Source organism: Pedobacter antarcticus (assembly GCF_900112985.1).
Lineage (GTDB): Bacteria > Bacteroidota > Bacteroidia > Sphingobacteriales > Sphingobacteriaceae > Pedobacter > Pedobacter antarcticus.
The window spans coordinates 79323-102933 of sequence record NZ_FONS01000011.1; the positions used below are offsets into that span (position 1 = coordinate 79323).

Here is a 23611-nt window from a genome sequence, read left to right on the forward strand (position 1 = left end):
CTTTATTATTTAAGTCTGATTTCACTTACACTGCATCCTTGTGGTACCATTGGAAACACGTTGTGTTCCTTGCTTACCATTACTTCCAGCAGGTAAGAACCGTCATGATTAAGCATCGTCTCGAGTGCCTGAACAAGGGTTTCCCTTGCTGTTACCTTCTGACCGGATATATAATAAGACTCAGCAAGTTTTACAAAATCAGGGCTGGTGATATCTACAAACGAATAACGTTTATCATTAAACAGCTGCTGCCATTGACGAACCATTCCCAGGAACTGATTATTCAGAATCAGGATTTTAACATTTACACCAAATTGCATAATTGTGCCCAGCTCCTGTAACGTCATCTGGAAACCACCGTCGCCGATTACCGCAATAACTTGTCTGTGCGGAGCACCGATCTTTGCACCAATTGCTGCTGGTAAACCAAATCCCATAGTACCCAGGCCACCGCTGGTTACACTTAAGCGGGTTGTGTTCAGTTTGCCGTACCGGCAGGCTACCATCTGGTGTTGACCGACGTCGCTTACGATTACCGCTTCACCTTTAGTCAGAATATTAAGCTGATTAATAACCTCTCCCATAGTTAATTCCCCTGAGGCCGGTTCCAGTTCTTTACGGATCAGTTCTTCTTCTTCTATTTTTGCAAATGCATTGAATTCTGCGAGCCAGCTATCATGGGTTTTTTCGTTAATAAGGCTGGTCAGTAAAGGAAGCGTCTCTTTACAGTCGCCCCATACCGGAACATCAGCTTTGACGTTTTTGTCAATTTCAGCAGGATCAATATCCAGATGAATAACTTTGGCTTGTGTCGCATATTTATCCAGTCTTCCGGTTACCCTATCATCAAAACGCATCCCGACTGCAATTAATACATCGCATGAATTCGTTTGTACATTGGGGCCATAATTGCCATGCATACCTAGCATTCCAACATTCAAAGGGTGATCTGTAGGAATCGCGCCAGCACCAAGTATAGTCCACGCAGCTGGGATTCCAGATTTCTCCACGAAGGCTTTAAACTCCTGTTCAGCATTCCCAAGCAGTACACCCTGACCGAATAAGATGAAAGGTTTTTTAGCTTCGTTAATTAAAGCAGCAGCTTGTTCGACATATGTTTTCCTGATAATAGGTTTAGGACGGTAACTGCGGATATGGTTACAAGGTACATAGCCTTCGTAATCAAATAGTTGAATCTGTGCATTTTTAGTAATATCAATCAGAACCGGTCCTGGTCTGCCACTTCTGGCTATATAAAAAGCTTTAGCTAAAGCGGCAGGAATTTCATTAGCATCTGTTACCTGGTAATTCCATTTGGTTACAGGTGTGGTTATATTGATCACATCTGTCTCCTGAAAAGCATCTGTACCCAGCAGGTGTGCAAATACCTGTCCTGTAATACAGACCAGTGGTGTGCTGTCTATCTGCGCATCTGCGAGACCCGTAACCAGGTTGGTTGCACCCGGTCCGCTGGTTGCAAATACAACACCCACTTTACCAGAAGTGCGCGCAAAACCTTGAGCAGCATGAGTTGCACCTTGTTCATGTCTGACAAGAATATGGTTTAACTTTTCTTTGTAATCATAAATCGCATCATAAATAGGCATAATTGCACCGCCCGGATATCCGAATATAGTTTCGGTACCCTCGGCAATTAAGCCTTCCAGCAACGCAACAGATCCTGAAACCCGCGTGGTTTTTTTTGGTTCAGCTACTGCCAATGCTTCCTCTTGTGTATCCATTTTATTAGTTTTAGGGGTCTTGCTTATTATTGTTCTGTATAGGCATCAGTAACACAGCCTTCACTGGCATTACTCACCTGTTTTAAATATTTATATAGTACACCGCTTTTTACCGGAGGCGGCAGTTGTTTCCATACTGCACGGCGTGCCGCTAATTGTTCATCGGTGATATGCAATTCAATTTTATTATTTACCGCATCAATGGTGATGATATCGTTGTCCTGAACCAGTCCGATATTTCCACCGTCCCATGCTTCGGGAGTGATATGACCAACGACAAAACCATGTGTTCCACCTGAAAAACGACCGTCGGTAATTAGGGCTACAGATTTACCTAAGCCTGCACCGATAATAGCTGATGTGGGTTTGAGCATTTCGGGCATACCCGGAGCTCCTTTCGGACCGACATTCGTAATAACTACTACGTCACCACGTTTAACCTTGCCGCTTTGAATACCAGCGATAAGGGATTGCTCGCCCTGAAAAACGCGTGCAGGGCCTTCAAATTTTTCACCTTCTTTACCGCTTATCTTTGCAACAGCACCTTTTTCAGCAAGGTTACCGTACAGCATTTGGAGGTGCCCGGTTGATTTAAGAGCTTGTTCAACTGGAAAAATTACCTTTTGAGTTTCAAAGTTCAGCTCTGGAACGTCGGCTACATTCTCTGCTAGAGTTTTACCGGTTACCGTCAGGCAGTCACCATGGATCAGGCCTACTTTTAACAAATATTTCAGCACAGCCGGGATACCGCCTATTTCATGAACATCTTCCATCAGATACTGGCCACTTGGTTTAAGGTCGGCGAGTACTGGAGTCTGATCACTGATGCGTTGGAAATCATCTAGTTTTAAAGATAGCCCGACCGATTTAGCCATTGCAATTAAATGCAGAACGGCATTGGTAGAACCACCCAGAATCATCACAGTAACAATAGCATTATGAAATGCTTTATCAGTCATGATATCGGAAGGAAGGATGTTTTTCTCAAGCAAATTACGAATAGCTTTTCCTGCTGCTGCGCACTCATTTTTCTTTTCGTCGCTCAAAGCAGGGTAGGAAGAACTATAAGGTAAGCTCATGCCAAGAGCTTCAATAGCAGAAGCCATGGTATTTGCAGTGTACATACCACCACATGCACCCGCACCAGGACAAGTATGTTTAATAATTCCCTGGTAATCTTCTTCTGATAAATTCCCGGCAAGCTTTTCACCCAGGGCTTCAAAAGCAGATACGATATTAAGCGATTTACCTTTGTAATTTCCCGAATGGATACTTCCGCCATAGACCATGATAGAGGGTCTGTTCAGACGTCCCATAGCCATGATTGAACCTGGCATGTTTTTATCGCATCCAGGGATTGTAATTAGCCCGTCGTAATATTGTCCGCCACAGATAGTTTCAATAGAATCTGCAATCACATCTCTGGATACCAGAGAATAGCGCATACCATCTGTACCATTTGACATCCCATCGCTCACGCCTATTGTACCAAAAGTTAAGCCCACCATATCGTTTTTCCATACACCATCTTTTACGATTTTAGCAAGGTCATTCAAATGCATGTTACAGGTATTTCCGTCATAGCCCATACTGGCAATCCCGACTTGTGCCTTATGCATGTCTTCGGAGGTTAAACCAATACCATAGAGCATGGCCTGAGCACCCGGTTGTGTCGGATCCTGGGTAAATACTTTACTGTAGCGGTTGAGTTCTGGTTGTTGTGACATTTAATTTTTAGGTTAGATAATAACTTCGTAGTTCTGTTTTTCTAATACCAGTGCTTTATAAGTACGCTGGATAGTTGCGCCGATAGTTTCTGTCCACAGGGAAGGGAAAACGGTCTCATCGATAGATGCTATTCCTGCAATTTCTGCTGCTGTACCACAGAAAAAGGCACTGTCTGCTGCTTTCAGTTCATCTACAGTAATTTGTTTTTCAATACATTCAATATCCAGTGTTTTACACAGGCGTATAACTGTCGTTCTGGTTATACCCGGAAGGATATGTCCTAACGCAGGTGTATATAGTTTACCGTTCTTTTCAATAAAAATATTGGCTCCGGATGCTTCAGCTACATGGCCGTTCATATCCAGCAGGATAGCTTCATCAAAACCCTTTGCTTTAGCTTCTGTTGTAGCCAGGATGGAGTTGATATAATGTCCGCTTGCTTTAGCTTCAATATGTGTTGATTTAGGGTTTGGGCGCTGATAAGATGAGATACAGGCTTTTTGTAAGGTACAGCCCAGATATGCGCCCCATTCCCATGCACAGATAAGAATAGATACTTCTGCTCCCGGACTAAGAGTCATGTGCGGGCCACAATATACCAGCGGGCGGATATACGCATCCTTAAAATTATTTTTCTCCAGCAATTTATAGGTTTGCCTGATTAGATCATCTACCTCGTAAGGAAAAGGGATGTGCATCAATTCTGCAGAGCGCTTCAGACGCTCATAATGCTCTCTAGCCTTAAATATGCGGGTACCATTATGCGTATGATACGATTTAATTCCCTCAAAGACGGCATAGCCATAATGAAGTGACTGACTGTACAGATCTGTGCTGGCTTCGCTGGCCTTTACAAACTTACCGTTTAAATAAAGGAATGTGTTGGCGTCGTAGTATTGCATTTTGGTTTGTTTTATTTCGTTCGGTATGATTGTATTAAAAAAAGCGCCTCTTTCGAAGGCGCTTTCTGATCTATTTTTTAAATATTCATTGTGCAGCGCCACACTTCCTGGGAATCACTAGTAGATTCAGGATAATAATGACAATTAGCAGGACAATGAATAAGCTTAACATCTGTATTTCTTTTGCTGTTGGTTTGTAAATCCAATTTAGTTTATGCTTCAGATACTGTCAATAGCTGAATGAAAATAAATCAAAAAAAATATATAGTAATAATACTTCTATAATTCGGTATTAAATATTGCGTTTATTATATTTTACATATCAAAAAGTGGCGATAGGTAGACCGAATATGATATCGGTATTCGGTATGCATATTATGCTAGCATTGTAATTTTGCTTGAATTCTTCCTGAAATGCTTAAAATCCCTTTTGAACTTGCTCAAAAACTATATTTTATCCAGATCTATTTTTCCGCCTTTTTTCAGTTTTTATCTCCTGCTCTTACTCGATAGCTACAACAAACTAAAGCGTAAATTTGCCAGTTTTACTTAATTCGTTAATTATGATTAAAACATTATAAATGGGTCAAGGATGGGGTAGAGTTGATACAACCCCTTATATAAATGGGGCAACCAAGAAGGAGACCCGAACATGAGCAGGGCGAGACCAGAATGAGGGGATTGGAAGTTATGATGAATCAGAAAAAATAAGGCACAAAAAAAGGGATATACCTAAGTATATCCCTTCATATAATAAGATGATTAAATATTAAGCAACCCCTTCGGCTAAAACAATAATCTTGTTTTTTAAAACTTCGACAACGCCGCCTTTAATATTAAAGACCTGTTCGTCAGCTTTACTTTTTATAATTACTGGTCCATCTTCAAGAGTTGAAATAATCGGAGCATGGTCCCTTAATATCTGGAAAGATCCCATTGTTCCCGGAACTGTAACTGCGGTTACTTCGCCTTCAAAGACTTTTTTATCTGGTGTTAATATTTCTAGTGTCATAAGTTGTGTATATGCGCTTAGATTAAGCGTTTGCCTCAGCTAATAGTTTCTTACCTTTTTCAATTGCATCTTCAATGCCACCAACCAGGTTGAATGCAGCTTCAGGATACTCATCAACATCTCCATCCATAATCATGTTGAATGCTTTGATGGTTTCTTTGATGTCTACTAAAACTCCTTTTAATCCAGTGAATTGCTCAGCTACGTGGAATGGTTGAGAAAGGAAACGTTGAACACGGCGTGCGCGGTGTACAATTAATTTATCTTCTTCAGACAATTCGTCCATACCAAGAATTGCAATAATATCCTGCAGCTCTTTGTAACGTTGTAAAATTTCTTTCACACGTTGTGCAGTATTGTAATGCTCATCACCAAGGATTGCTGGAGAAAGGATACGTGAAGTAGAATCCAGTGGATCTACTGCAGGATAAATACCAAGCTCAGAAATTTTACGTGACAATACAGTTGTTGCGTCTAAGTGGGCAAAAGTTGTAGCCGGAGCCGGGTCAGTTAAATCATCTGCCGGTACATAAACCGCCTGTACAGAAGTAATTGATCCGCGTTTAGTAGATGTAATACGCTCCTGCATTAAACCCATTTCAGTTGCCAGTGTTGGTTGGTAACCTACTGCAGATGGCATACGGCCAAGCAGTGCGGATACTTCAGAACCAGCCTGAGTGAAACGGAAGATATTATCAACGAAGAAAAGGATGTCTTTTCCAGCGCCTTCTCCATCACCATCACGGAAATATTCAGCAACAGTTAAACCTGACAGGGCGACACGAGCACGTGCTCCAGGAGGCTCGTTCATTTGACCGAATACCAGTGTAGCTTTAGATTCTTTTAGCTTCTCAGTGTCTACTTTAGATAAATCCCATCCGCCTTTCTCCATAGAGTGCAAGAATTCTTCACCGTAGTTGATTACACCGGATTCGATAAATTCACGTAAAAGGTCATTACCTTCACGTGTACGCTCACCTACACCAGCAAATACAGAAAGACCTGCATAAGCTTTAGCGATGTTGTTTACCAGCTCCATAATCAAAACTGTTTTACCAACACCCGCACCACCGAACAAACCGATCTTACCACCTTTTACATAAGGTTCCAATAAGTCGATAACTTTGATACCTGTATAAAGTACTTCAGATTCAGTTGACAACTCGTCAAAGCGTGGAGGCGCGTTGTGGATAGATTTACCGCCGGTTTTATCAACTGTGTTGATACCGTCGATAGCTTCGCCTACAACATTGAATAAACGACCTTTAATTTGGTCACCAACAGGCATTTTAATAGGAGAACCTGTATCAATTACGGCCATTCCGCGAACCAGACCATCAGTCGAATCCATGGCAATTGCACGTACACGATCTTCACCAAGATGTTGTTGAACTTCTAAAATGATCTTTTGTCCGTTTTCTTTTTCAATCTCTAAGGCAGAGAAAATTTGAGGTAAATGAGCATCGTCAGCAAAACTCACGTCTACTACCGGACCTATAATCTGCGCTATTTTTCCAATGTTAGGCATATATTGTTTTTGGTAAAATTATAAATATCAAATTGTTAAAGGCCGTTTTATAGGCTTCAATTCGGTTTGCAAAGTTAAGAGTTTTCGATATATCTTTTATATATAAATAAAAAGTTTTTCCACAGTTTTTTTATCGGTAAATTAGCAGATATGAAAACGATATTGGTAACGGGCAGCAATGGCCTTCTGGGCCAGAAGTTAACTGACCTTATATTAGCTGAAAATCACTTCAGATTAGTTGCCACAGGCAGGGCTGCGGACCGTTATCCGGCCGGTGGTGAATATCAATATTCGGAAATGGATATGCTTGATGCAAAATCCGTGAGAGAAACGGTCACCAGTTTTCAACCTGATGTAATTATTCATACCGCTGCCATGACAAACGCCGACCAGTGTGAGCAGGATCCGGTGGCTGCAGAACTGGCAAATGTACGGGCGGTTGAAACCCTTGTAAGTATATGTGCAGAATTCAATATTCAGTTTATTTTTCTTTCTACAGATTTTGTTTTTGATGGAAAAAACGGTCCTTATACTGAACTGGATGTTCCAGGGCCTTTAAATGTCTACGGTCATAATAAACTGGAGGCGGAAGAGATCATTAAAAATTCGACGGCCAAATGGGTAATTATCCGGACTATTTTGGTTTATGGCGTTATTGCCGATGGCAGTCGGGGGACGATCGTAAGTTGGGCTAAAAATGCGCTCGAAAAAGGTGAGGTTATTCGTGTGGTAAACGACCAGTGGAGAATGCCCACGCTTGCCGAGGATTTAGCCCGTGCATGTCTTCTTGCTGTTAAGAAAGACGCACACGGTGTATTTCATATCAGCGGCAATGAATACCTTTCCATATGGGAGCTTGTTATCCGTATTGCAGATTTCTGGAAGTTAGATAAGAGTTTAATTCAGAGGATCTCCGCATCGTCGCTTAGTCAGCCGGCAGCAAGGCCTGAGGGTACCGGTTTTATACTCGAGAAGGCATACAATGAATTAGGCTACCGGCCGCATACGCTGGAGGAAGGCTTCGCCTTACTAGAGCAGCAAATGTTAAATATTAAAAATTAAACAACATAAAAAATGGCTTTACAAAAAGGAGATCAGGCACCTGATTTTAAATTATTCAGTTCGGAACTGAAAGAAGTATCACTGGCAGACCTAAAGGGTAAGAAAGTTGTCTTGCAGTTTTTTCCAATGGCATTTACCGGAACTTGTACCACACAGCTTTGTACTATGCGTGACAGTTTTGGTTTCTATGAAGGTATGAATGCTGTCGTACTCGGTATCTCTGTTGACTCGCCTTTTGTGCTGGCTAAATTCAAAGAAGAGCAGCAATATCAGTTTCCTTTGTTATCAGATTTCAATAAAGAAGTGTCGGCTGCTTACGGAGCTTTATACGAAGAATTCGTATATAATCTGAAAGGTGTATCTAAAAGAGCGGCTTTTGTAATAGACGAAGAAGGAAAAATTGTTTATGCAGAAGTTCTGGAGTCAGCTGGAGATCTTCCTGATTTTAAATCGATTAAAGAGGTTGTAGAGGGTTAGAACGCAATAGTATTTGTAATTATTTGAATCTTTTTTTTTAAAAAAGTTTTGAAATCCAATTACAAATACTACTTTTGCAATCCCGAAACGATCGGAAACGCATTTGTAGCTCAATTGGATAGAGCATCTCACTACGGATGAGAAGGTTTGGGGTTCGAATCCCTACAAGTGCACAAACAACCGAGAAAGCCTTGCTGCCATAGGCAGTGAGGCTTTTTAAATTTTAAAGAAACCCAAATGCTAAATTTTGTTCTCTTTGGCCCACCGGGTGCAGGCAAAGGCACCCAATCTCAAAAACTAATTGATCGTTATCAATTAATACACATCTCTACAGGAGATCTTTTCCGAGCACATATCAGTAATCAGACTTCTTTAGGTAAACAGGTCAGCGCTTTAATCGCAGATGGTCAGTTGGTTCCCGATGAAATTACTATAGCTATGCTGGAAGAGGAAGTTGAAAAGAATCCTGAAGCTAAAGGATTTATTTTTGATGGTTTTCCAAGAACAGTTGCTCAGGCTGCTGCATTGGATGCTTTTCTGAAGGGTAAAGGCACAAGTATTGCTGCTGTTATCGCGCTTGATGTAGATCAGGATGAGTTGACCAAAAGAATTGCTGAACGTCATAAACAGACAAACAGAGTAGATGACCAGGCAGATAAACTGCAAAAGAGAATTGACGAATATTTCACTAAGACTATTCATGTTTTACCGTACTATGAAGATCAGAATAAGCTGAACAAGGTAAATGGAATTGGGAATATAGATACTATCTTTGCTGAGCTATGTCAGGTAGTAGATAAGTTCTAATTAAAAAACGCATATAGAATATAGCGGGACGAATGTATGTTCTCCCGCTTTTTTTTGTTAAAAAATAATAAAGTTATGTCACAGGGTTCAAATTTCGTAGATTATGTAAAGATATGCTGCCGTTCAGGTAAGGGTGGTTCAGGCTCTTCGCATTTACACCGTGATAAAATGACATCAACTGGAGGTCCTGATGGTGGAGATGGCGGAAGAGGTGGACACATTATTTTGAAAGGAAATGCCCAGTTCTGGACTTTGCTGCACTTAAAATACCGTAAACATATTCTTGCTTCAGATGGAGGCCCTGGTTCGAGTTCTACCAGTACAGGGAAATCCGGAAAAGACGAATTATTGGAGGTGCCTTTAGGCACTATCGCCAGGGATGCGGAAACGGGTGAGGTGCTTTTCGAAATTACTGAAGACGGACAGACTGAGATTTTAACTCCAGGTGGCCGTGGAGGACTTGGTAACTGGCACTTTAAAACATCGACATTACAAACACCCCGTTTTGCCCAGCCAGGTGAAGCAGGTATAGAACAGTGGGTTGTTCTGGAACTAAAGGTGCTGGCTGACGTGGGGTTAGTTGGTTTTCCAAATGCAGGTAAATCTACTTTATTATCTGTTGTGTCTGCTGCTAAACCTGAAATTGCAGATTATCCTTTTACTACCTTAGTTCCTAATCTAGGAATTGTATCATATCGTGCTAATAAGTCATTCGTGATGGCCGATATTCCTGGTATTATAGAAGGAGCTTCAAAAGGTAAGGGGTTGGGATATCGTTTTCTTCGTCATATCGAAAGGAATTCTGTGCTTCTTTTTATGGTTCCTGCAGATACCAGTCGCACGATTGCCGAAGAATATGGAATTCTTAAAAGTGAGCTCTTAGAATACAATCCGGAGCTGATGCAAAAGCCACACTTGCTAGCAGTAACGAAGGCGGATATGCTAGACGAAGAATTAACGGCTGAGATCAAAAAAGATTTACCACAGGGAATACCAGCTGTTTTTATATCTTCAGTTGCGCAGAAGGGCTTAACTGAGCTCAAAGATATGATTTGGACAGCGATAGGTGCCGATCAGCCCGCTAACGGATAATAAAGTTTTTAAATACTTCCTGTGATATTTGGTATTGTGCTTAATTTTTTCTAAATTAGAGATTAACAGTCAGTGCTTTATCATTTACAGGACTGTTTTTCTTCCCTGACTCAAAACCCGGAAACCCGAAATCCATCCTGCAAATGATATAGAGCCTGTTTTATTTATTGGGTTATAAAGTTTATAGCTTGTTTTTGAATAAAATGTAAAACGCCTGCTGCAATCAAGCAGAGCCGTAAATATTCAAAGATTTAAATCGAACACAAAATAATCTATCGGATCTGATAAATATTACATGCTTAAGGCACATATTTTGTATGACCTTTTAAAAATATCAGTATGGAAAAGAAATCATTTAACTTCCTTCTTACAGTTGTTGTATTGTCAATGGTTGCCCTGGGAACATTTAAGATAACTAAGAAAATTAATCAGTCTGAGACTCCGGTTCAAAACACTGTAAATAAAACGCATAAATAATATGCTGAATTGGACCTGCCCGACCTTAAATGGTGCGGGCAGGGCTCTCTATTTTTAGGTATTCAACCTAATCGTATACTTCATAATGGTATTCTGCCGTTATATATAAAATCATTAAGATATTTCATGGGGTAAAGAGCAGATAAATGTTTTATTTGTCAAATTCTGGTTTTCATGGGATTAATTCGGTTTATTTTTGTGTTATGAAACGCCTTTATCTTTGTTTTAGTCTTTTGTTACTGTTCTTTTTGATTTTTAATATGTATTTTTTGGTATAAACCTAGTTATTGTAGGTTTATTTTGATCAATATGTGTTAATTTTAGTTAAAAAATAGATTTATATCTATTTAAAGCACATATTTGCGGTATAAAAATGAAAATATGTATGTATTATTCATTTTTATGATCTACTTTAGCGTTTAAATAGTATTTAAGAAAAACCCGTTTATACAGGTTTATATTTGGTTAGAACAGGGATGTGTCCGGATGGAACATCCCTTTCTTTTTTAGGAACGAAATTGTATAGGAAATTGAATGTTATGGAGAATCTGCTGCTGGGAAATTAAATCTTGAACTCGTCTAATGAGTATGGTAGTTCCTCACAAAGAAACCCCTGATCAGTTAATAATCTGCTAATCTGCTTGGCCGTTAGTGATTTCGCATTTACTCTGAATATTTTATCTGAATCTTCAAGCGCGAAAGACCAGTTTCCACTGCCTAATACAGCATCTAATATGTGGCTTAAATATTCCAAATCGCTGAGATCGTTTACAGAAGTTTTAAATATAATAATGTTCATTTTTAGTTCTGAATTTTCAAAGAGATAATCGAACCAGATTGTCTGATTTTGTTTAAAGATGTGAGATGTATCGGTTCAAAAAAAACACTTAACAGGCGAAGCGGCCAAAAATGCGGGCGAAACCACACATTTCACCGGCCGGCTAACCACTCCAGGAATTGCGGTGTCTTTTCTTTGCTAATCGTAATTGACTCTTTAAATGGGATGGAGAGATTTATAATCAGCTTTCTGGAGAAAAAATGGGCAGCATCTTTAATAGCTTTTCTATTTACTAGAAACTGGCGATTTATACGGAAGAATTCGTCCCCGCAAAGCCTTTCTAATTCTTCCAGATTTTTATTCAGTACATATTCTTTCTGTTCAAAGGTAATTAAATGAGTTTCTTCATTTCCTATATAAAAAAGCGCTATGCTACTCTTCTTCACCGGAATAATTTTGTCTTTATAAGTTATAAGAATTGAACTTGTCTTTTGATGTGCTTTTCCGGAGAATAAGTCGTATATGGATTCATATGAAACAATTTCAGCAGAGAATTCTTTACGTAACGCATGATATTTTTTTAAAGCCTGGCCCACCGTTTCCGGAGTGAAAGGTTTTAATATATAATCTATTCCGTTCGTCCGGAATGCATTTAAGGCATATTCGTCATATGCCGTACAAAAGATTATGGGGGCAGAAATATCCGTTGCTTTAAATATATCGAAGCTATTTCCGTCGCCAAGTTGAATATCACTGAATATAAGATCGACAGCCGGGTTATTCTTGAAATAAGCAATGGCTTCCTTAACAGATTTCAGAATGCCCACGATCTCTGCGTCAGATTGCAGGTCCTGAATAATATCGGCCAGGTCATCTGCCGTTAACTGTTCATCTTCTATGATTACAATCTTCATCATTTAAAATTTTTAAGCTTACTGAGAAAAACAGACTGTTGTCTCTGATTTCAATATCATCTCCTGAAATTAGTCTATACCTTTCAGCCAGGTTGGCCAGTCCGCTCCCTGTATGATAATCGATAGTACTTCTTAACTGAATGTTGTTCGTGACGACAATCCAGTTCCCTTGCTGGATGATTTCTATATCTAAAGGAGTCGCGACTGTTAATTCATTATGTTTAATTGCGTTCTCCAGGAGTGGTTGCAGAGAAAAGACCGGGAGGACACAGGCAGAGTTTTCTGCGTCGATAACGTTAAAGGTGAAATTTAATGCGCTACCAAAACGGACTTTTTGCATTTCCAGATAATCCATAGAGAGTTTCAGCTCTTCTTTTAGTGTCGCTATACCATCTTTATTATTGGAGACGGATACTCGAAGGAAGTTCGAAAGACGCATCAGGTAATCCTCCGCACGTTCCGGACTTTTTTTTATGAGCGATTTTAGAATATTTAGTGCATTAAAAAGGAAGTGAGGGTGTATTTGTTGCAGCAGCAGTTGGTATGCTGCTTCAGATCTGGCAGTATTCAATAATGAATTCTCCAGTTGTGCTTTATTATTCGCATCCTGGACGATAATAAAGTTTTGAAGTAATAGCAGCATTCCATTAGTGAGCATTCCCTGGAGGCTTAAATAAAAGTAAACCACATCGCCTTTTACTCTTAATGGGGTGGTTGGAGCTGTAGTATAACCCCTGTCAACCAGTTCCGTGTTTATAAAATAGAGACCAAGAATGACCAGAATACTCATTAATAAACTCGAGGTATAGAAAAAACAATCGTAAAACAGCTCATTGCCATGTTTTCTCTTTTCAGTGAAGAGCAGGAGCCCTATATTTCCCAGGCTCATTAGATTCAATAAGATGAATACGTTTATTACCCGGTTTAAAGCTCCCAGGAAGCTTTCATCCTCCATTGTAGCCGACAACAGCAAGAAAAAACTCATACCGATAGAAAAGTATATACTTAACTTCAGAAGGTTTTTCAACGGAAGCTTATTCGTCATGGCAAAATATTTTTTGGTGTCTGGAATAATATGCAAATATAATCATGAATATAGCAATGGTGAGATGCGTTTATCTGCGCGATCCGGGACTTGGTAATACGAAAGATAAGCTCATGTTGAAGAATGTTGACGCTATTTTTGTTTTTGCACGGTAATCATCGTATTTGTCATTTACGCGGATAAGCCTGGTTGTCAGTGTGTTTCTGAATCCGCCTTTTATCCCAAGTAAAAAGTTCTTTCCTAAAAGATATTCATAGCCGATATTACTGAAGATTTCGTTTGAGATCCATTCGTAATTGCCACTACGGTTTACGCCGTCGCCGTCGAGTTTAAGAAAAAATGAATCATTACGGAGTTCTGCTCCGGCACTCAGCCATCCGTTCAATACGCCAGAACGCCGGAATATCAGTTTCTGAGGGAGTATAGCGTCAATTTCCCAGTCACTTCCTGAGAATTTATGCCAGTAGGAATAAACCGGAATTACGGGAACCAAACTGGATTTATCCAGGACTAATGAGAGGCCTAATGTCGAGATTGTCGACGCAGAAGCTTTAATCACAAGTGTGGAGGTTACCAATCCGTTGATCTTTTTTATGCCAAAAAAATTAGTACTTCCTATAATTACAGTTCCGTTGGTGATAAGCACTTTATTCCACAGCTTTCCAATATAGGTAGCTGATAATAATGCGTCGAAATCGCTATACTTCGTTTCAGTTTTCTGATACTGATTATTCATATCGTCAACCTTTTTATAGTGATTGATTGACTGTCTGGTATATAGCACACCTGCGATTAATGAAAACCGATTTTTCTTATAGATTGGGATTGCGCCGTTGATTTTGAATCTTGATCCTGAAACTTCACCTTGTTCCTGTAGTTCGCCACCTTTATTAGATATTTTGTAGTCGGAATTGCCAAAATAATCCTGCTGAATTGTCAGTCTTTTGAAGGCGGGATAAGGTATTGTTGTCTGAGTACTGTATTTTAAGGTATCCTGGGCTTTTGCCGATATTGAAAGCTGTGCTACTAACAGAAACAAAGGTATCTTCATATTTTTTCGCTAAAAATGCGAAGGACATGTGTTTGTTTAAAGCCTTTTCGCGGTGAACCGGACAATTGCTTCCCTGAAACGTTTCATTTAAATGGTGTAATATCTGCGGTAATTTTGTTCTCGTCATATTTTTGTAAAACGAATAATTTTTAGCTTTTTGGCATAATTCATGATTAACTCTAAACGGTTTATACCAGTTTCTACTGGTATTTTAGGTTAATAACAATGTCTGGTTTAGACAGGTTTACTATTTGGTTAGAAAAGGGATGTTTTGGTTGAACATCCCTTTCTTATTTTTAAAGTAAATGGTTTTGTAAAACAGTTTAGAGCAGATTCCGGGTAATTTTCCCTTTAATCATAAATAGTTTTCTGATAGAGATTTTTTGTAATACAGTGTCGCCTCTGAAATTGGGATTTGAAGCCCTCATTATAATTTTTTCGGATGATGGATGTTCAAACAAAAGCTTTATGGTAATCAGGCTGTTCGCTGTTTCATCCGTTTGGATTAAATAAGCTTCTCCCCATTGTATAATATCTTTATGAAGAACTTCTCTGACTGCTATGATTTCGCCACTTGCAAACTTAGGATACATGCTGTCACCGAATACAGGTAGATAGGCGTCGCAATCGTTAAAAGGTCTGAAGTTTACATAATATTCAGGGCTTTCGTTAAGAATATTCCTGTCTCCGCTGAAATCGGAAAGATTTACATTAAGATAGGGCACTCCCTCTTTTTTTGATTCTGCGTGATAACCAGATGTTGGTTGCTGTTCCTGGGGCGGATTGGTTTTTAATAACATATCTCCGTGTCCCGTGTCTAGAAAATGGGTGTTCAGATTATAGTATCGGATAATCTCCTCTGATAACCTTTTACCGATTGATCTTGCTCCATTTTCAATGGGGGAGAAATTATTGACGTGTTTAGCAATTGGTCCGTAAAATTCCTGAAGAGTCATCTTTAGATGAATCCTGATTTTTTTTAATCTGGGCCCTACGTTTTTTCTTTGGTGATCAATCATGTATTATTGTATAAGAGGTTTTATAAATATATAGCATTCTTTAGTTCTTTGTTATTTCTTCGTGAGAATTTATATTGCAATATATGAAATATTACTTATTATTAGAAATTATATTTCTAATTAAAATATTTTAATTATTTTTATAGAAATCAGATTGAAATAGTTGGCATTGAATTTTATCGTCCTGAATTTTAAGCATGCGCTTAGAATTGTTAACTTTGGTTGACCAACAAAGATCAATATGTACAAAACTTTACAACCGGTTCTTCAGCAAGAACTGGAGCAAATAGAAAAAGACGGACTGTATAAAAGAGAACGGGTAATTATAACTCCACAGGGGGCAGACATCAAAGTCAGTACCGGGCAGGAGGTCATTAACTTCTGTGCAAATAACTACCTTGGCTTATCTTCGGATCCTAGAGTTACTGCAGCTGCTAAGGACGCAATTGATAAATATGGTTATGGAATGTCGTCTGTAAGATTTATTTGTGGAACCCAGGATATACATAAAGAACTGGAGCAAAAGCTCTCCGATTTCCTGGGTACAGAAGATACCATATTGTATGCTGCTGCGTTTGACGCTAACGGCGGTGTGTTTGAACCATTGTTTAACGATCAGGATGCTATTATCTCTGATGAACTGAATCATGCATCTATTATTGATGGTGTTCGCTTGTGTAAAGCTAAAAGGTTCCGTTATAAACACAGTGATATGGAAGATCTGGAAGCACAGTTAAAAGCTGCATCCGGATGTCGTCACCGCATAATTGTTACTGACGGAGCATTTTCAATGGACGGCACGATTGCAGCACTAGATAAGATCTGTGATCTGGCTGATAAATACCAAGCACTTGTAATGATTGACGAGTCTCATTGTTCTGGATTCATGGGTAAGACAGGCAGGGGCACACATGAGCATTGCGGAGTAATGGACAGGATAGATATTATTACAGGTACATTGGGTAAAGCTCTAGGTGGTGCTTCAGGAGGATTTACCGCAGGTAAAAAAGAAATTATTGACATGCTGCGTCAGCGTTCCAGACCGTATCTTTTCTCTAACACACTTGCACCGGCAATTGCGGGTGCTTCCGTGGCAGTTCTTGAACTGTTAAGTGAAACAACTTCCTTAAGAGATAAATTAGAAAAAAACACAATGTATTTTCGCGAGCAGATGACTGCTGCCGGATTTGATATTAAGGAAGGTATTCATCCGATTGTTCCGGTTATGCTTTACGATGCTAAATTGGCGCAGGAATTTGCAGCCAGAATGCTGGAAGAAGGAATTTATGTAATCGGTTTTTATTATCCCGTTGTTCCTCAGGGCAAAGCGAGAATCCGTGTTCAGCTTTCTGCTGCGCATGAGCAGCACCATTTAGATAAAGCAATTGCTGCATTTATAAAAATTGGTAAAGAACTGAAGGTAATCTAGTTTTTGCTGATTTATATTTTTTAAGGCCTCCTGTTTTACGGGAGGCCTTTTTAATTTATATTAAAGCCGTCAAAACTATCTCTGCCGCTATATCTGTATTCACATATTAATGAAATTGCTATATTTGGCCTTATGTTGCAAGATCAGATCACCCAGTATACCCAGGAAATTAACGCCTTTTCTACTGAAAATGCGGAAGAACTGGAACAATTCAGAATCAGATTCCTAGGGACTAAAGGAATCATAAAAGACATATTTGACGAGTTTAAGGCGGTATCTCCAGAGGAAAAAAGAACCCTTGGAAAGGTGTTAAACGAATTTAAGCAACTTGCAGAAGCCAAATATCTTTCACTGAAAGCAAATGAACCGGTGACCGGTGATCAGAAAACTGCCGGAATGGATCTTACACTGCCTGGAAATGGTATTGAGTTGGGCGCCCGCCACCCTTTGGCACTGGTTCGCAGAGAAATCGTTGATATCTTCAATAAACTAGGATTTATTGTTGCGGAAGGACCGGAGATTGAAGATGACTGGCATAACTTCTCTGCACTTAATTTCCCTGAAGAACATCCTGCGCGGGATATGCAGGATACATTTTTCATTAGAAAAGGTGGCGAGAGTGGAGATATCGCATTAAGAACCCATACTTCTTCAGTCCAGGTCAGGATGATGGAAGCAGGAAAACCACCGTTTCGTGCGCTGATGCCTGGACGTGTATACCGCAATGAGGCAATATCTGCCAGAGCACATTGCTTTTTCCATCAGGTTGAAGGTCTATATGTAGATGAAAATGTTTCTTTTGCCGATCTGAAACAAACCTTATTCTATTTTGTACAGGAACTTTATGGCGAAGGGACAAAAGTGCGCTTTCGCCCGTCTTATTTTCCTTTTACAGAACCATCTGCAGAAATGGATATATCCTGCACAATCTGTAAAGGCGCGGGCTGTCAACTATGTAAATATAGCGGTTGGGTAGAGATTTTGGGATGTGGCATGGTTGACCCTAATGTGCTGGAAAACTGTGGAATTGATAGTAAGAAATATAGCGGATTTGCATTTGGGATGGGAATTGAAAGGATTGCAAACTTAAAGTTTGAAATCCGGGATTTGCGTCTCTTCTCAGAAAATGATGCAAGGTTCCTTAAGCAGTTTAAAACGTCCTTAATTTGATAATTGGCCGGATTTACTCTTTCATAGCTGAAAAAGAATTAATGCAGCCGGCAATACAGCATTATATCACCGGAATAACTTACCAGTATAACTAATTGATGGAACCAGAAAAAATTAAAGAAAGCATCATTAGAGCTGCTAAAGAATTATTCAGAAAATACGGCTATCACAAGACTAGTGTAAATGAAATTGCAAAGAAGGCACGCATAGCAAAAGCTACAATTTATAAATACTTTGAGAGTAAGGAACAGATCCTTGACGCAATTCTCATGAATTATCTGGACCTCAATCTACATGAGATTTTAAAAAACAAAGCCCAATTTTCTGACGAAGAAGAGCATCTGAAAGCCCTTGTTATGAAAACATGCCGGCTAACCTATACCGTTTGCAACGAATTTATTGGTTGGGACTTTGTTCGTGAGAACGCCAACTCACAAGAGTTTCTGAAACACCTTTCAGATCAGCTGGAATCGCTATTGCTTTCTGCATATCTAGGTTTGGATCACTTTAAAAACAATCCATCAAGAAGGGAAGGGTTAGCATTTCTTTTGAAAGCCAGTAAGAGTATTGTGTTTTCTTTTGCGTTCACATCTGTCAGCGATGCAGATGTCAGGAAGAATTTTGTGAGTTTTCAAAAAGAACTTTTGCCTTTCCTCGTTAAAGCTGCTTTGTAATTGTAAATCTTTCTAGTTTTTTGTCTCATTATGTCTTTTGGACCAATTTGGTTTTCGGTATGTTTTCTATTACCTTTACGAAATAACGTCAAGATAATGAGCAAGGAAGTCTTGGAGATAACCATTTTGGTAGAAGAAAAATTTGATGTCAGTTTTAATCTGGATCTTGGGTTTTTTGGATTAATTCTAAAATTTTTCGGGTATTAAAATCTTAATAAGCACAATAACTGATCTGCTCCGTTCCAGAGCACGCTGAACTTCTCTTGTCTCGCATTTTCTTCAATCTTTTAGCCTCTTCCTACTCAAAAAATAGGAACTGTTGATTACAAATTTTAGCTTTGCAGCAGAATGAGCAGAAATAAAAGAAGTGGAACAGTAACTATCCTGCCGGAACTGCAGATTATTGATATTGCGGAAGAAGGAAAAGGCGTTGCTAAAGCGGACGAATTGGTTGTCTTTGTTGATAAAGCTGTACCGGGAGATATCGTAGACGTTAAGGTCGTTAAAAAGAAAAAGAATTTTGCGGAGGCTGTTATAGAGAAGCTACACACAGCATCTGATTTGAGGACTGACCCATTTTGCGCACATTTTGGAACGTGCGGTGGTTGCAAGTGGCAGCACATGCAGTACGATGCGCAACTACATTTTAAACAAAAAAATGTAGAAGCTGCATTACAGCGTCTGGCTAAAATTGACACTTCAGGTATGGAACCTATTCTGGGTTCGGCAGAAAATAAATATTACAGAAACAAATTAGAATATACTTTTTCCAATAAACGCTGGTTGGACCAGGGAGACATGGATGGCGTAGAAGGGCTGGAAATGAATGCACTTGGCTTTCATGTACCTTTAAGGTTCGATAAAATTCTTGATATCAATCATTGTTATCTGCAGGCAGAGCCATCTAATACGATCAGAAATCATGTTCGGGCATATGCACTGCAAAACGGACTTAGCTTCTACGACCTGAGGAACCATGAAGGTGATCTGAGAAATCTGATTATCCGCACCTCTTCTAACGGGGAAGTAATGATAGTGGTTGTTTTTGCTTATGCTGAGCAGGAGAAAGTGGACGGACTGATGGCAGATCTTCAGCAGAATTTTCCGGAAATTACTTCCCTGATGTATATTATGAATCAAAAAAAGAATGATACTATTTTTGATCAGGAAGTTATTACTTATGCAGGTCGTGATTATATTTTTGAAGAGATGAACGGTCTTAAGTTTAAGATTGGAGCCAAGTCCTTTTATCAGACCAATTCCCTACAGGCTCACGAACTTTATAAAATAACCAAAGAGTTCGCCGGTTTTAAAGGTGATGAACTTGTTTACGATCTTTATACTGGTGCTGGTACTATTGCCAATTTTGTGGCGGATAGTGTGAGGCAGGTAGTTGGTGTTGAATATGTGCCTACAGCGATAGAAGACGCCAAATTCAATTCTCAACTTAATGGAATTAATAATACCCTGTTTTATGCAGGTGATATGAAAGATATCCTTACACGTGACTTTATAGCAGAACATGGTAAACCTGATGTGGTCATCACAGATCCGCCAAGGGCAGGTATGCATGCTGATGTTGTAGAGCGTCTAATGGAGATGGAAGCTGAAAAAATCGTGTATGTTAGCTGTAACGCTGCAACTCAGGCCAGAGACCTGGCGATACTTAAAGAAAAGTATGAAGTCAGCCGGATTAAACCCGTAGACATGTTTCCACATACCCAGCATGTGGAGAATGTTGTATTGTTAACACTAATAAAGTAATATCTAAAAGAAGAACAGATGGATGTAGAAGATTTAATGCCTCAGCAACCTGAGAATGGAAATACCGCGAAAAAGGTAAGTCCGCTGGTTAGCCTGGAAAAAGATCTCGAGCTATATAATGATTCAGTGAGAGAAATTGCGGTAGAGATTATTGCAGAAGGAATTACACAATATCCGATTTTTGTAGCACATCAACATACGGTGTCTATTGGAGAAGTTATCCTTAATAAAGAAGAGCTGAATACAAACTGGACTATTCAGGCTTCTACATTTGAAGAATTTGTAGAAAAGGGAATTATTAAACCAGAGTTAAAAGAGCTATTCATCAAAAACTATAAAAAGCCGGAAGACTTTATGTGTGTTTTTGTGATTGTCCCTGAAGGAGCGAACTTTATTTACTATCCGTATAAAAGTTAGTATCCACGCATACGGTTATATTAAGAAAGGGTATCCATTAAAGATACCCTTTCTTAATATACAACATTTTGTTAGCAGGATAATTTATCCAATTTTGTTTACACTTCCGCTTCTGGACGATCCTTTTTTGTTCAGAGCAGCATCTCCTTTATAATTGATATTACCACCACTGCTTGCAGATGCTTCAATACCCTTACTCACACTGACCCTTATATTTGCTCCTGAACTGGCTTGTGCTTTTGCATATTCTGTGTTGGTTTCTACAGCAGAAACTGTACTTCCGGAACTGGAGTCTATAGCTATGTTTTTCGCTGAACCGGAAAGTTTCGCATTGCTTCCGCTACTGGTGTTTACTTCCAGGTTATTACAAGCTAATTGCAGGTTTAAATTAGCACCGGAAGAAACATCTACAGAAAGTCTGTCAGCTTTCAGCACATTCGTTGATTTTAGAAGACTTCCACTGCTTGCAGAAACACTATTTAAGTTTTTATAGTTCAGGTATACCTTAGCTTCACGATTTCGGTTTTTAGAGAAAAATCCATCTAGTTTCTTCCATTTCACATTTAGCCGACCTCCAGAGTTTTCCAGTACAACGTCATCTATATTATTAGAATTCGCTTCGATCCGCGCGCTTTCAGAATTAGACTGTGTAATGATTAATTGTATCCCTGCACTTACACTGACAGAATTAAAAGAGTTTAGGCTTACGTTTTTAGTGGATTGAGCCTTTACTATAAAAGTTCCGAGTGTAACCAGTGTGAACAACAGGCATAGTTTTTTAGTAAGGGAATGAGTTTTCATGGTTTTAGAATTAGGTTTATATATAGCATTAGACGTTTCTACAGGTGAAACGTTGCAGCGAATTGAAAATATTTTCCTGATATTTGATTCTGAACCAGAAATTACTTCTTTTTGTAATATCTTATTTATTTCAAATGGCCGAATCCCGATTATTAATTTTAAACGAACAGCAGATCCAGCAGAAGATTAATCGTATTGCTTATCAGATCCTGGAAGATAATATAACTGAAAAAGAAATTGTGCTGGCTGGTATCTGGGACCGGGGTTATAAGATCGCATTACGTCTTCAGAAGGTATTGGCGGAAATTTCCGAACTACAGGTTATTCTGGTGAAAATTGAACTGGATAAAGATGCCAGTAAGCTTAAAGCTGTTGCAGAACCAGAGCCGGCAAAAGTCAAAAATAAAGTTATCATTTTGGTTGATGATGTACTGAATAGTGGTAAAACACTTGCTTATGGTTTTGGTGTGTTTCTTAATACCCCGCACAAAAAGATACGCACTGTGGTGCTTGTGGATAGAAGTCATAAAATCTTTCCCATCTCAACAGATTACGTAGGATTGCAGATGGCAACAGTCCTGAAAGAACATGTCGATGTGGTGATAGATGTAGATGGTCAGACAGATGGAGTCTATTTAAGTTAATAATCTTGATATCGTTTCTCTACGCCATCCTCGTTTTTCTGGTACTGAGATTCAGTGTTACCCTATTTAATTTCCTTTCCAACCCGAAACTCGGATTAAGTCTAAGGCATTATACAGATCTGATCAGTATTTGTGTAGATGCCAAAGACTTTACAGGGGAAAATCCCCTGGATGATTTACTCACACAGGATTATCAGCAGATAGAAATTCTGGTAAAGCTAACAGGTGATCCAATGCTGGATTACCATTGGAATACTGCCTACGGGCATCATCGAAGTGTCCATTTACTTGGACCAGGAGTGGATAGCAGGAAAGAAGCTTCCGGAAACTATCTGCTTTTTCTGAAGCCGTCGGTAGTATTGAAGAATGGAAGTTTGCAAAGTATGATGCACCGGATGAAGACTTTTCGCCTGACACTTCTGAGTGTTATTCCTGCTCAGGTTTCTACAGGTTTCCCTGATATCTTTTTTCAGCCTCTTTATAACTTCGTGTTGCTCGGTCTGGTCCCTCTGCGATTAATTCGCCTATCTGGCAGTCCTTTGTTTTCTGCAGGTAGCAGCGAATGTATGCTTTTTGACAAAAAAGTATACCTTAAAGAGCATTGGCTTGACGGATTATTTCCAGCCGACATCGGCGGTATAGAAATGATTAAACTCGTTAAAGAACACCGGTTGAAAACGGAAACCCTTTTAGGAGGGCGGCTCGTCAAAAGCTATGCTCATGGCTCTGCAGAAGTGATTTTTAAACGCACGGGCAATCGTGTATACGGTTTATTGGGAAATAATATTTTCGCTTTATTGTGTTACCTGGTTTTAGTTGTAGCCGGCCCGGTTGCAATGTTTTTCAGTTTAAACCTGAATCTGCTTATTCTTCCGGCGGGACTTATTTTTTTAAGCCGCATTATGCAATCATTCCTATCGGGCCAATCCCCTGTTAAAAACCTAATTCTTCATCCGCTTCAAATGCTGGTTCTCGGTGTTAGCCTTATTTTTACAGCTGCTGGCAGGTTTATAAGGTCACAACAAAAATAACAATTGGGAGGGGCGGCCAATTTTTAGTAATTTTGCTTATCCCCGGA

Annotated in this window: 23 protein-coding genes and 1 tRNA gene; 13 read left to right on the plus strand and 11 right to left on the minus strand. The window is 39.4% G+C overall.

Annotated features, from left to right (window positions below):
- Positions 1-5: 5 nt before the first annotated feature.
- From ilvB to atpD, 5 genes are all read right to left on the minus strand, one after another.
- A complete protein-coding gene (ilvB, locus tag BM192_RS17545) occupies positions 6-1742 on the minus strand; it encodes a biosynthetic-type acetolactate synthase large subunit (protein WP_074591687.1) in 1737 nt (578 codons plus the stop codon).
- 26 nt (positions 1743-1768) lie between these two features.
- Positions 1769-3469, minus strand: a complete 1701-nt coding sequence (gene ilvD / locus BM192_RS17550; protein ID WP_037439648.1) for a dihydroxy-acid dehydratase — start codon at positions 3467-3469, stop codon at positions 1769-1771.
- A gap of 12 nt (positions 3470-3481) precedes the next feature.
- Entirely contained in the window at positions 3482-4372 is an 891-nt protein-coding gene (locus BM192_RS17555) for a branched-chain amino acid transaminase (protein ID WP_037439741.1), read from the minus strand.
- A gap of 769 nt (positions 4373-5141) precedes the next feature.
- Positions 5142-5384, minus strand: a complete 243-nt coding sequence (atpC, locus tag BM192_RS17560) for an ATP synthase F1 subunit epsilon (RefSeq protein WP_037439646.1) — start codon at positions 5382-5384, stop codon at positions 5142-5144.
- Between the two features lie 22 nt (positions 5385-5406).
- Entirely contained in the window at positions 5407-6912 is a 1506-nt protein-coding gene (gene atpD, locus BM192_RS17565) for a F0F1 ATP synthase subunit beta (protein ID WP_037439644.1), read from the minus strand.
- 150 nt (positions 6913-7062) lie between these two features.
- Between atpD and BM192_RS17570 the strand changes: the two genes are divergently transcribed.
- The 6 genes from BM192_RS17570 to BM192_RS20980 all read left to right on the plus strand — a co-directional run bounded on the left by BM192_RS17570 (position 7063) and on the right by BM192_RS20980 (position 10827).
- The gene (locus BM192_RS17570) at positions 7063-7974 is read left to right on the plus strand and encodes an SDR family oxidoreductase (RefSeq protein WP_037439643.1); all 912 of its coding nucleotides are present in this window, start codon (positions 7063-7065) and stop codon (positions 7972-7974) included.
- A 12-nt stretch (positions 7975-7986) separates the two neighbouring features.
- Positions 7987-8451 (plus strand): redoxin domain-containing protein, encoded by a 465-nt coding sequence (locus tag BM192_RS17575; RefSeq protein WP_037439641.1) that lies wholly within the window; start codon positions 7987-7989, stop codon positions 8449-8451.
- Positions 8452-8550: 99 nt separating this feature from the next.
- Positions 8551-8624, plus strand: a tRNA-Arg gene (locus BM192_RS17580).
- 64 nt (positions 8625-8688) lie between these two features.
- Positions 8689-9258: an adenylate kinase gene (locus tag BM192_RS17585; RefSeq protein ID WP_037439638.1), complete on the plus strand. Its 570-nt coding sequence runs from the start codon at positions 8689-8691 to the stop codon at positions 9256-9258.
- Positions 9259-9333: 75 nt separating this feature from the next.
- Positions 9334-10350 carry a GTPase ObgE gene (gene obgE, locus BM192_RS17590; protein WP_037439636.1) on the plus strand — a complete coding sequence of 339 codons (1017 nt, stop codon included), beginning with the start codon at positions 9334-9336 and terminating at the stop codon, positions 10348-10350.
- Between the two features lie 339 nt (positions 10351-10689).
- Complete coding sequence (locus tag BM192_RS20980) at positions 10690-10827, plus strand: hypothetical protein (RefSeq protein WP_157282810.1); 138 nt, start codon at positions 10690-10692, stop codon at positions 10825-10827.
- Between the two features lie 562 nt (positions 10828-11389).
- Here the strand turns inward: BM192_RS20980 and BM192_RS17595 are convergent.
- From BM192_RS17595 to BM192_RS17615, 5 genes are all read right to left on the minus strand, one after another.
- Positions 11390-11626: a hypothetical protein gene (locus BM192_RS17595; protein WP_037439634.1), complete on the minus strand. Its 237-nt coding sequence runs from the start codon at positions 11624-11626 to the stop codon at positions 11390-11392.
- 131 nt (positions 11627-11757) lie between these two features.
- A complete protein-coding gene (locus tag BM192_RS17600; protein WP_234797588.1) occupies positions 11758-12522 on the minus strand; it encodes a LytR/AlgR family response regulator transcription factor in 765 nt (254 codons plus the stop codon).
- Complete coding sequence (locus tag BM192_RS17605; RefSeq protein WP_051759767.1) at positions 12494-13564, minus strand: sensor histidine kinase; 1071 nt, start codon at positions 13562-13564, stop codon at positions 12494-12496. The genes BM192_RS17600 and BM192_RS17605 overlap by 29 nt, the downstream gene beginning before the upstream one ends.
- 70 nt (positions 13565-13634) lie before the next feature.
- Positions 13635-14615 (minus strand): hypothetical protein, encoded by a 981-nt coding sequence (locus BM192_RS17610; protein WP_037439632.1) that lies wholly within the window; start codon positions 14613-14615, stop codon positions 13635-13637.
- A 323-nt stretch (positions 14616-14938) separates the two neighbouring features.
- Positions 14939-15634 carry an XRE family transcriptional regulator gene (locus BM192_RS17615; protein WP_037439630.1) on the minus strand — a complete coding sequence of 232 codons (696 nt, stop codon included), beginning with the start codon at positions 15632-15634 and terminating at the stop codon, positions 14939-14941.
- A 241-nt stretch (positions 15635-15875) separates the two neighbouring features.
- On the opposite strand from BM192_RS17615, the gene kbl reads away from it, so the two are divergent.
- The 5 genes from kbl (at position 15876) to BM192_RS17645 (ending at position 21088) form a co-directional block, all read left to right on the plus strand.
- Positions 15876-17063 (plus strand): glycine C-acetyltransferase, encoded by a 1188-nt coding sequence (gene kbl, locus BM192_RS17620; protein WP_037439628.1) that lies wholly within the window; start codon positions 15876-15878, stop codon positions 17061-17063.
- A gap of 132 nt (positions 17064-17195) precedes the next feature.
- A complete protein-coding gene (gene pheS / locus BM192_RS17625; protein WP_037439626.1) occupies positions 17196-18233 on the plus strand; it encodes a phenylalanine--tRNA ligase subunit alpha in 1038 nt (345 codons plus the stop codon).
- Positions 18234-18331: 98 nt separating this feature from the next.
- Positions 18332-18907: a TetR/AcrR family transcriptional regulator gene (locus BM192_RS17630; protein ID WP_037439624.1), complete on the plus strand. Its 576-nt coding sequence runs from the start codon at positions 18332-18334 to the stop codon at positions 18905-18907.
- 348 nt (positions 18908-19255) lie between these two features.
- A complete protein-coding gene (gene rlmD / locus BM192_RS17640) occupies positions 19256-20671 on the plus strand; it encodes a 23S rRNA (uracil(1939)-C(5))-methyltransferase RlmD (protein ID WP_051759765.1) in 1416 nt (471 codons plus the stop codon).
- A gap of 18 nt (positions 20672-20689) precedes the next feature.
- Positions 20690-21088 (plus strand): hypothetical protein, encoded by a 399-nt coding sequence (locus BM192_RS17645; protein ID WP_037439622.1) that lies wholly within the window; start codon positions 20690-20692, stop codon positions 21086-21088.
- Between the two features lie 84 nt (positions 21089-21172).
- On the opposite strand, the gene BM192_RS17650 is transcribed toward BM192_RS17645, so the two are convergent.
- A complete protein-coding gene (locus BM192_RS17650; RefSeq protein ID WP_037439619.1) occupies positions 21173-21889 on the minus strand; it encodes a head GIN domain-containing protein in 717 nt (238 codons plus the stop codon).
- Positions 21890-22023: 134 nt separating this feature from the next.
- Here BM192_RS17650 and BM192_RS17655 point away from each other — a divergent pair, with 134 nt between their 5' ends.
- Both BM192_RS17655 and BM192_RS17660 read left to right on the plus strand, forming a co-directional pair.
- Complete coding sequence (locus BM192_RS17655) at positions 22024-22533, plus strand: phosphoribosyltransferase family protein (protein WP_037439616.1); 510 nt, start codon at positions 22024-22026, stop codon at positions 22531-22533.
- 5 nt (positions 22534-22538) lie between these two features.
- Positions 22539-23564, plus strand: a complete 1026-nt coding sequence (locus BM192_RS17660) for a hypothetical protein (protein ID WP_037439614.1) — start codon at positions 22539-22541, stop codon at positions 23562-23564.
- The last annotated feature ends 47 nt before the right edge of the window (positions 23565-23611 follow it).

What these genes read in the sequence shown, in the direction of transcription:
- ilvB (WP_074591687.1), bottom strand. Translation starts at nt 1,742, where the DNA reads ATGGATACACAAGAGGAAGCATTGGCAGTAGCTGAACCAAAAAAAACC.
- ilvD (WP_037439648.1), bottom strand. Translation starts at nt 3,469, where the DNA reads ATGTCACAACAACCAGAACTCAACCGCTACAGTAAAGTATTTACCCAG.
- BM192_RS17555 (WP_037439741.1), bottom strand. Translation starts at nt 4,372, where the DNA reads ATGCAATACTACGACGCCAACACATTCCTTTATTTAAACGGTAAGTTT.
- atpC (WP_037439646.1), bottom strand. Translation starts at nt 5,384, where the DNA reads ATGACACTAGAAATATTAACACCAGATAAAAAAGTCTTTGAAGGCGAA.
- atpD (WP_037439644.1), bottom strand. Translation starts at nt 6,912, where the DNA reads ATGCCTAACATTGGAAAAATAGCGCAGATTATAGGTCCGGTAGTAGAC.
- BM192_RS17570 (WP_037439643.1), top strand. Translation starts at nt 7,063, where the DNA reads ATGAAAACGATATTGGTAACGGGCAGCAATGGCCTTCTGGGCCAGAAG.
- BM192_RS17575 (WP_037439641.1), top strand. Translation starts at nt 7,987, where the DNA reads ATGGCTTTACAAAAAGGAGATCAGGCACCTGATTTTAAATTATTCAGT.
- BM192_RS17585 (WP_037439638.1), top strand. Translation starts at nt 8,689, where the DNA reads ATGCTAAATTTTGTTCTCTTTGGCCCACCGGGTGCAGGCAAAGGCACC.
- obgE (WP_037439636.1), top strand. Translation starts at nt 9,334, where the DNA reads ATGTCACAGGGTTCAAATTTCGTAGATTATGTAAAGATATGCTGCCGT.
- BM192_RS20980 (WP_157282810.1), top strand. Translation starts at nt 10,690, where the DNA reads ATGGAAAAGAAATCATTTAACTTCCTTCTTACAGTTGTTGTATTGTCA.
- BM192_RS17595 (WP_037439634.1), bottom strand. Translation starts at nt 11,626, where the DNA reads ATGAACATTATTATATTTAAAACTTCTGTAAACGATCTCAGCGATTTG.
- BM192_RS17600 (WP_234797588.1), bottom strand. Translation starts at nt 12,522, where the DNA reads ATGATGAAGATTGTAATCATAGAAGATGAACAGTTAACGGCAGATGAC.
- BM192_RS17605 (WP_051759767.1), bottom strand. Translation starts at nt 13,564, where the DNA reads ATGACGAATAAGCTTCCGTTGAAAAACCTTCTGAAGTTAAGTATATAC.
- BM192_RS17610 (WP_037439632.1), bottom strand. Translation starts at nt 14,615, where the DNA reads ATGAAGATACCTTTGTTTCTGTTAGTAGCACAGCTTTCAATATCGGCA.
- BM192_RS17615 (WP_037439630.1), bottom strand. Translation starts at nt 15,634, where the DNA reads ATGATTGATCACCAAAGAAAAAACGTAGGGCCCAGATTAAAAAAAATC.
- kbl (WP_037439628.1), top strand. Translation starts at nt 15,876, where the DNA reads ATGTACAAAACTTTACAACCGGTTCTTCAGCAAGAACTGGAGCAAATA.
- pheS (WP_037439626.1), top strand. Translation starts at nt 17,196, where the DNA reads ATGTTGCAAGATCAGATCACCCAGTATACCCAGGAAATTAACGCCTTT.
- BM192_RS17630 (WP_037439624.1), top strand. Translation starts at nt 18,332, where the DNA reads ATGGAACCAGAAAAAATTAAAGAAAGCATCATTAGAGCTGCTAAAGAA.
- rlmD (WP_051759765.1), top strand. Translation starts at nt 19,256, where the DNA reads ATGAGCAGAAATAAAAGAAGTGGAACAGTAACTATCCTGCCGGAACTG.
- BM192_RS17645 (WP_037439622.1), top strand. Translation starts at nt 20,690, where the DNA reads ATGGATGTAGAAGATTTAATGCCTCAGCAACCTGAGAATGGAAATACC.
- BM192_RS17650 (WP_037439619.1), bottom strand. Translation starts at nt 21,889, where the DNA reads ATGAAAACTCATTCCCTTACTAAAAAACTATGCCTGTTGTTCACACTG.
- BM192_RS17655 (WP_037439616.1), top strand. Translation starts at nt 22,024, where the DNA reads ATGGCCGAATCCCGATTATTAATTTTAAACGAACAGCAGATCCAGCAG.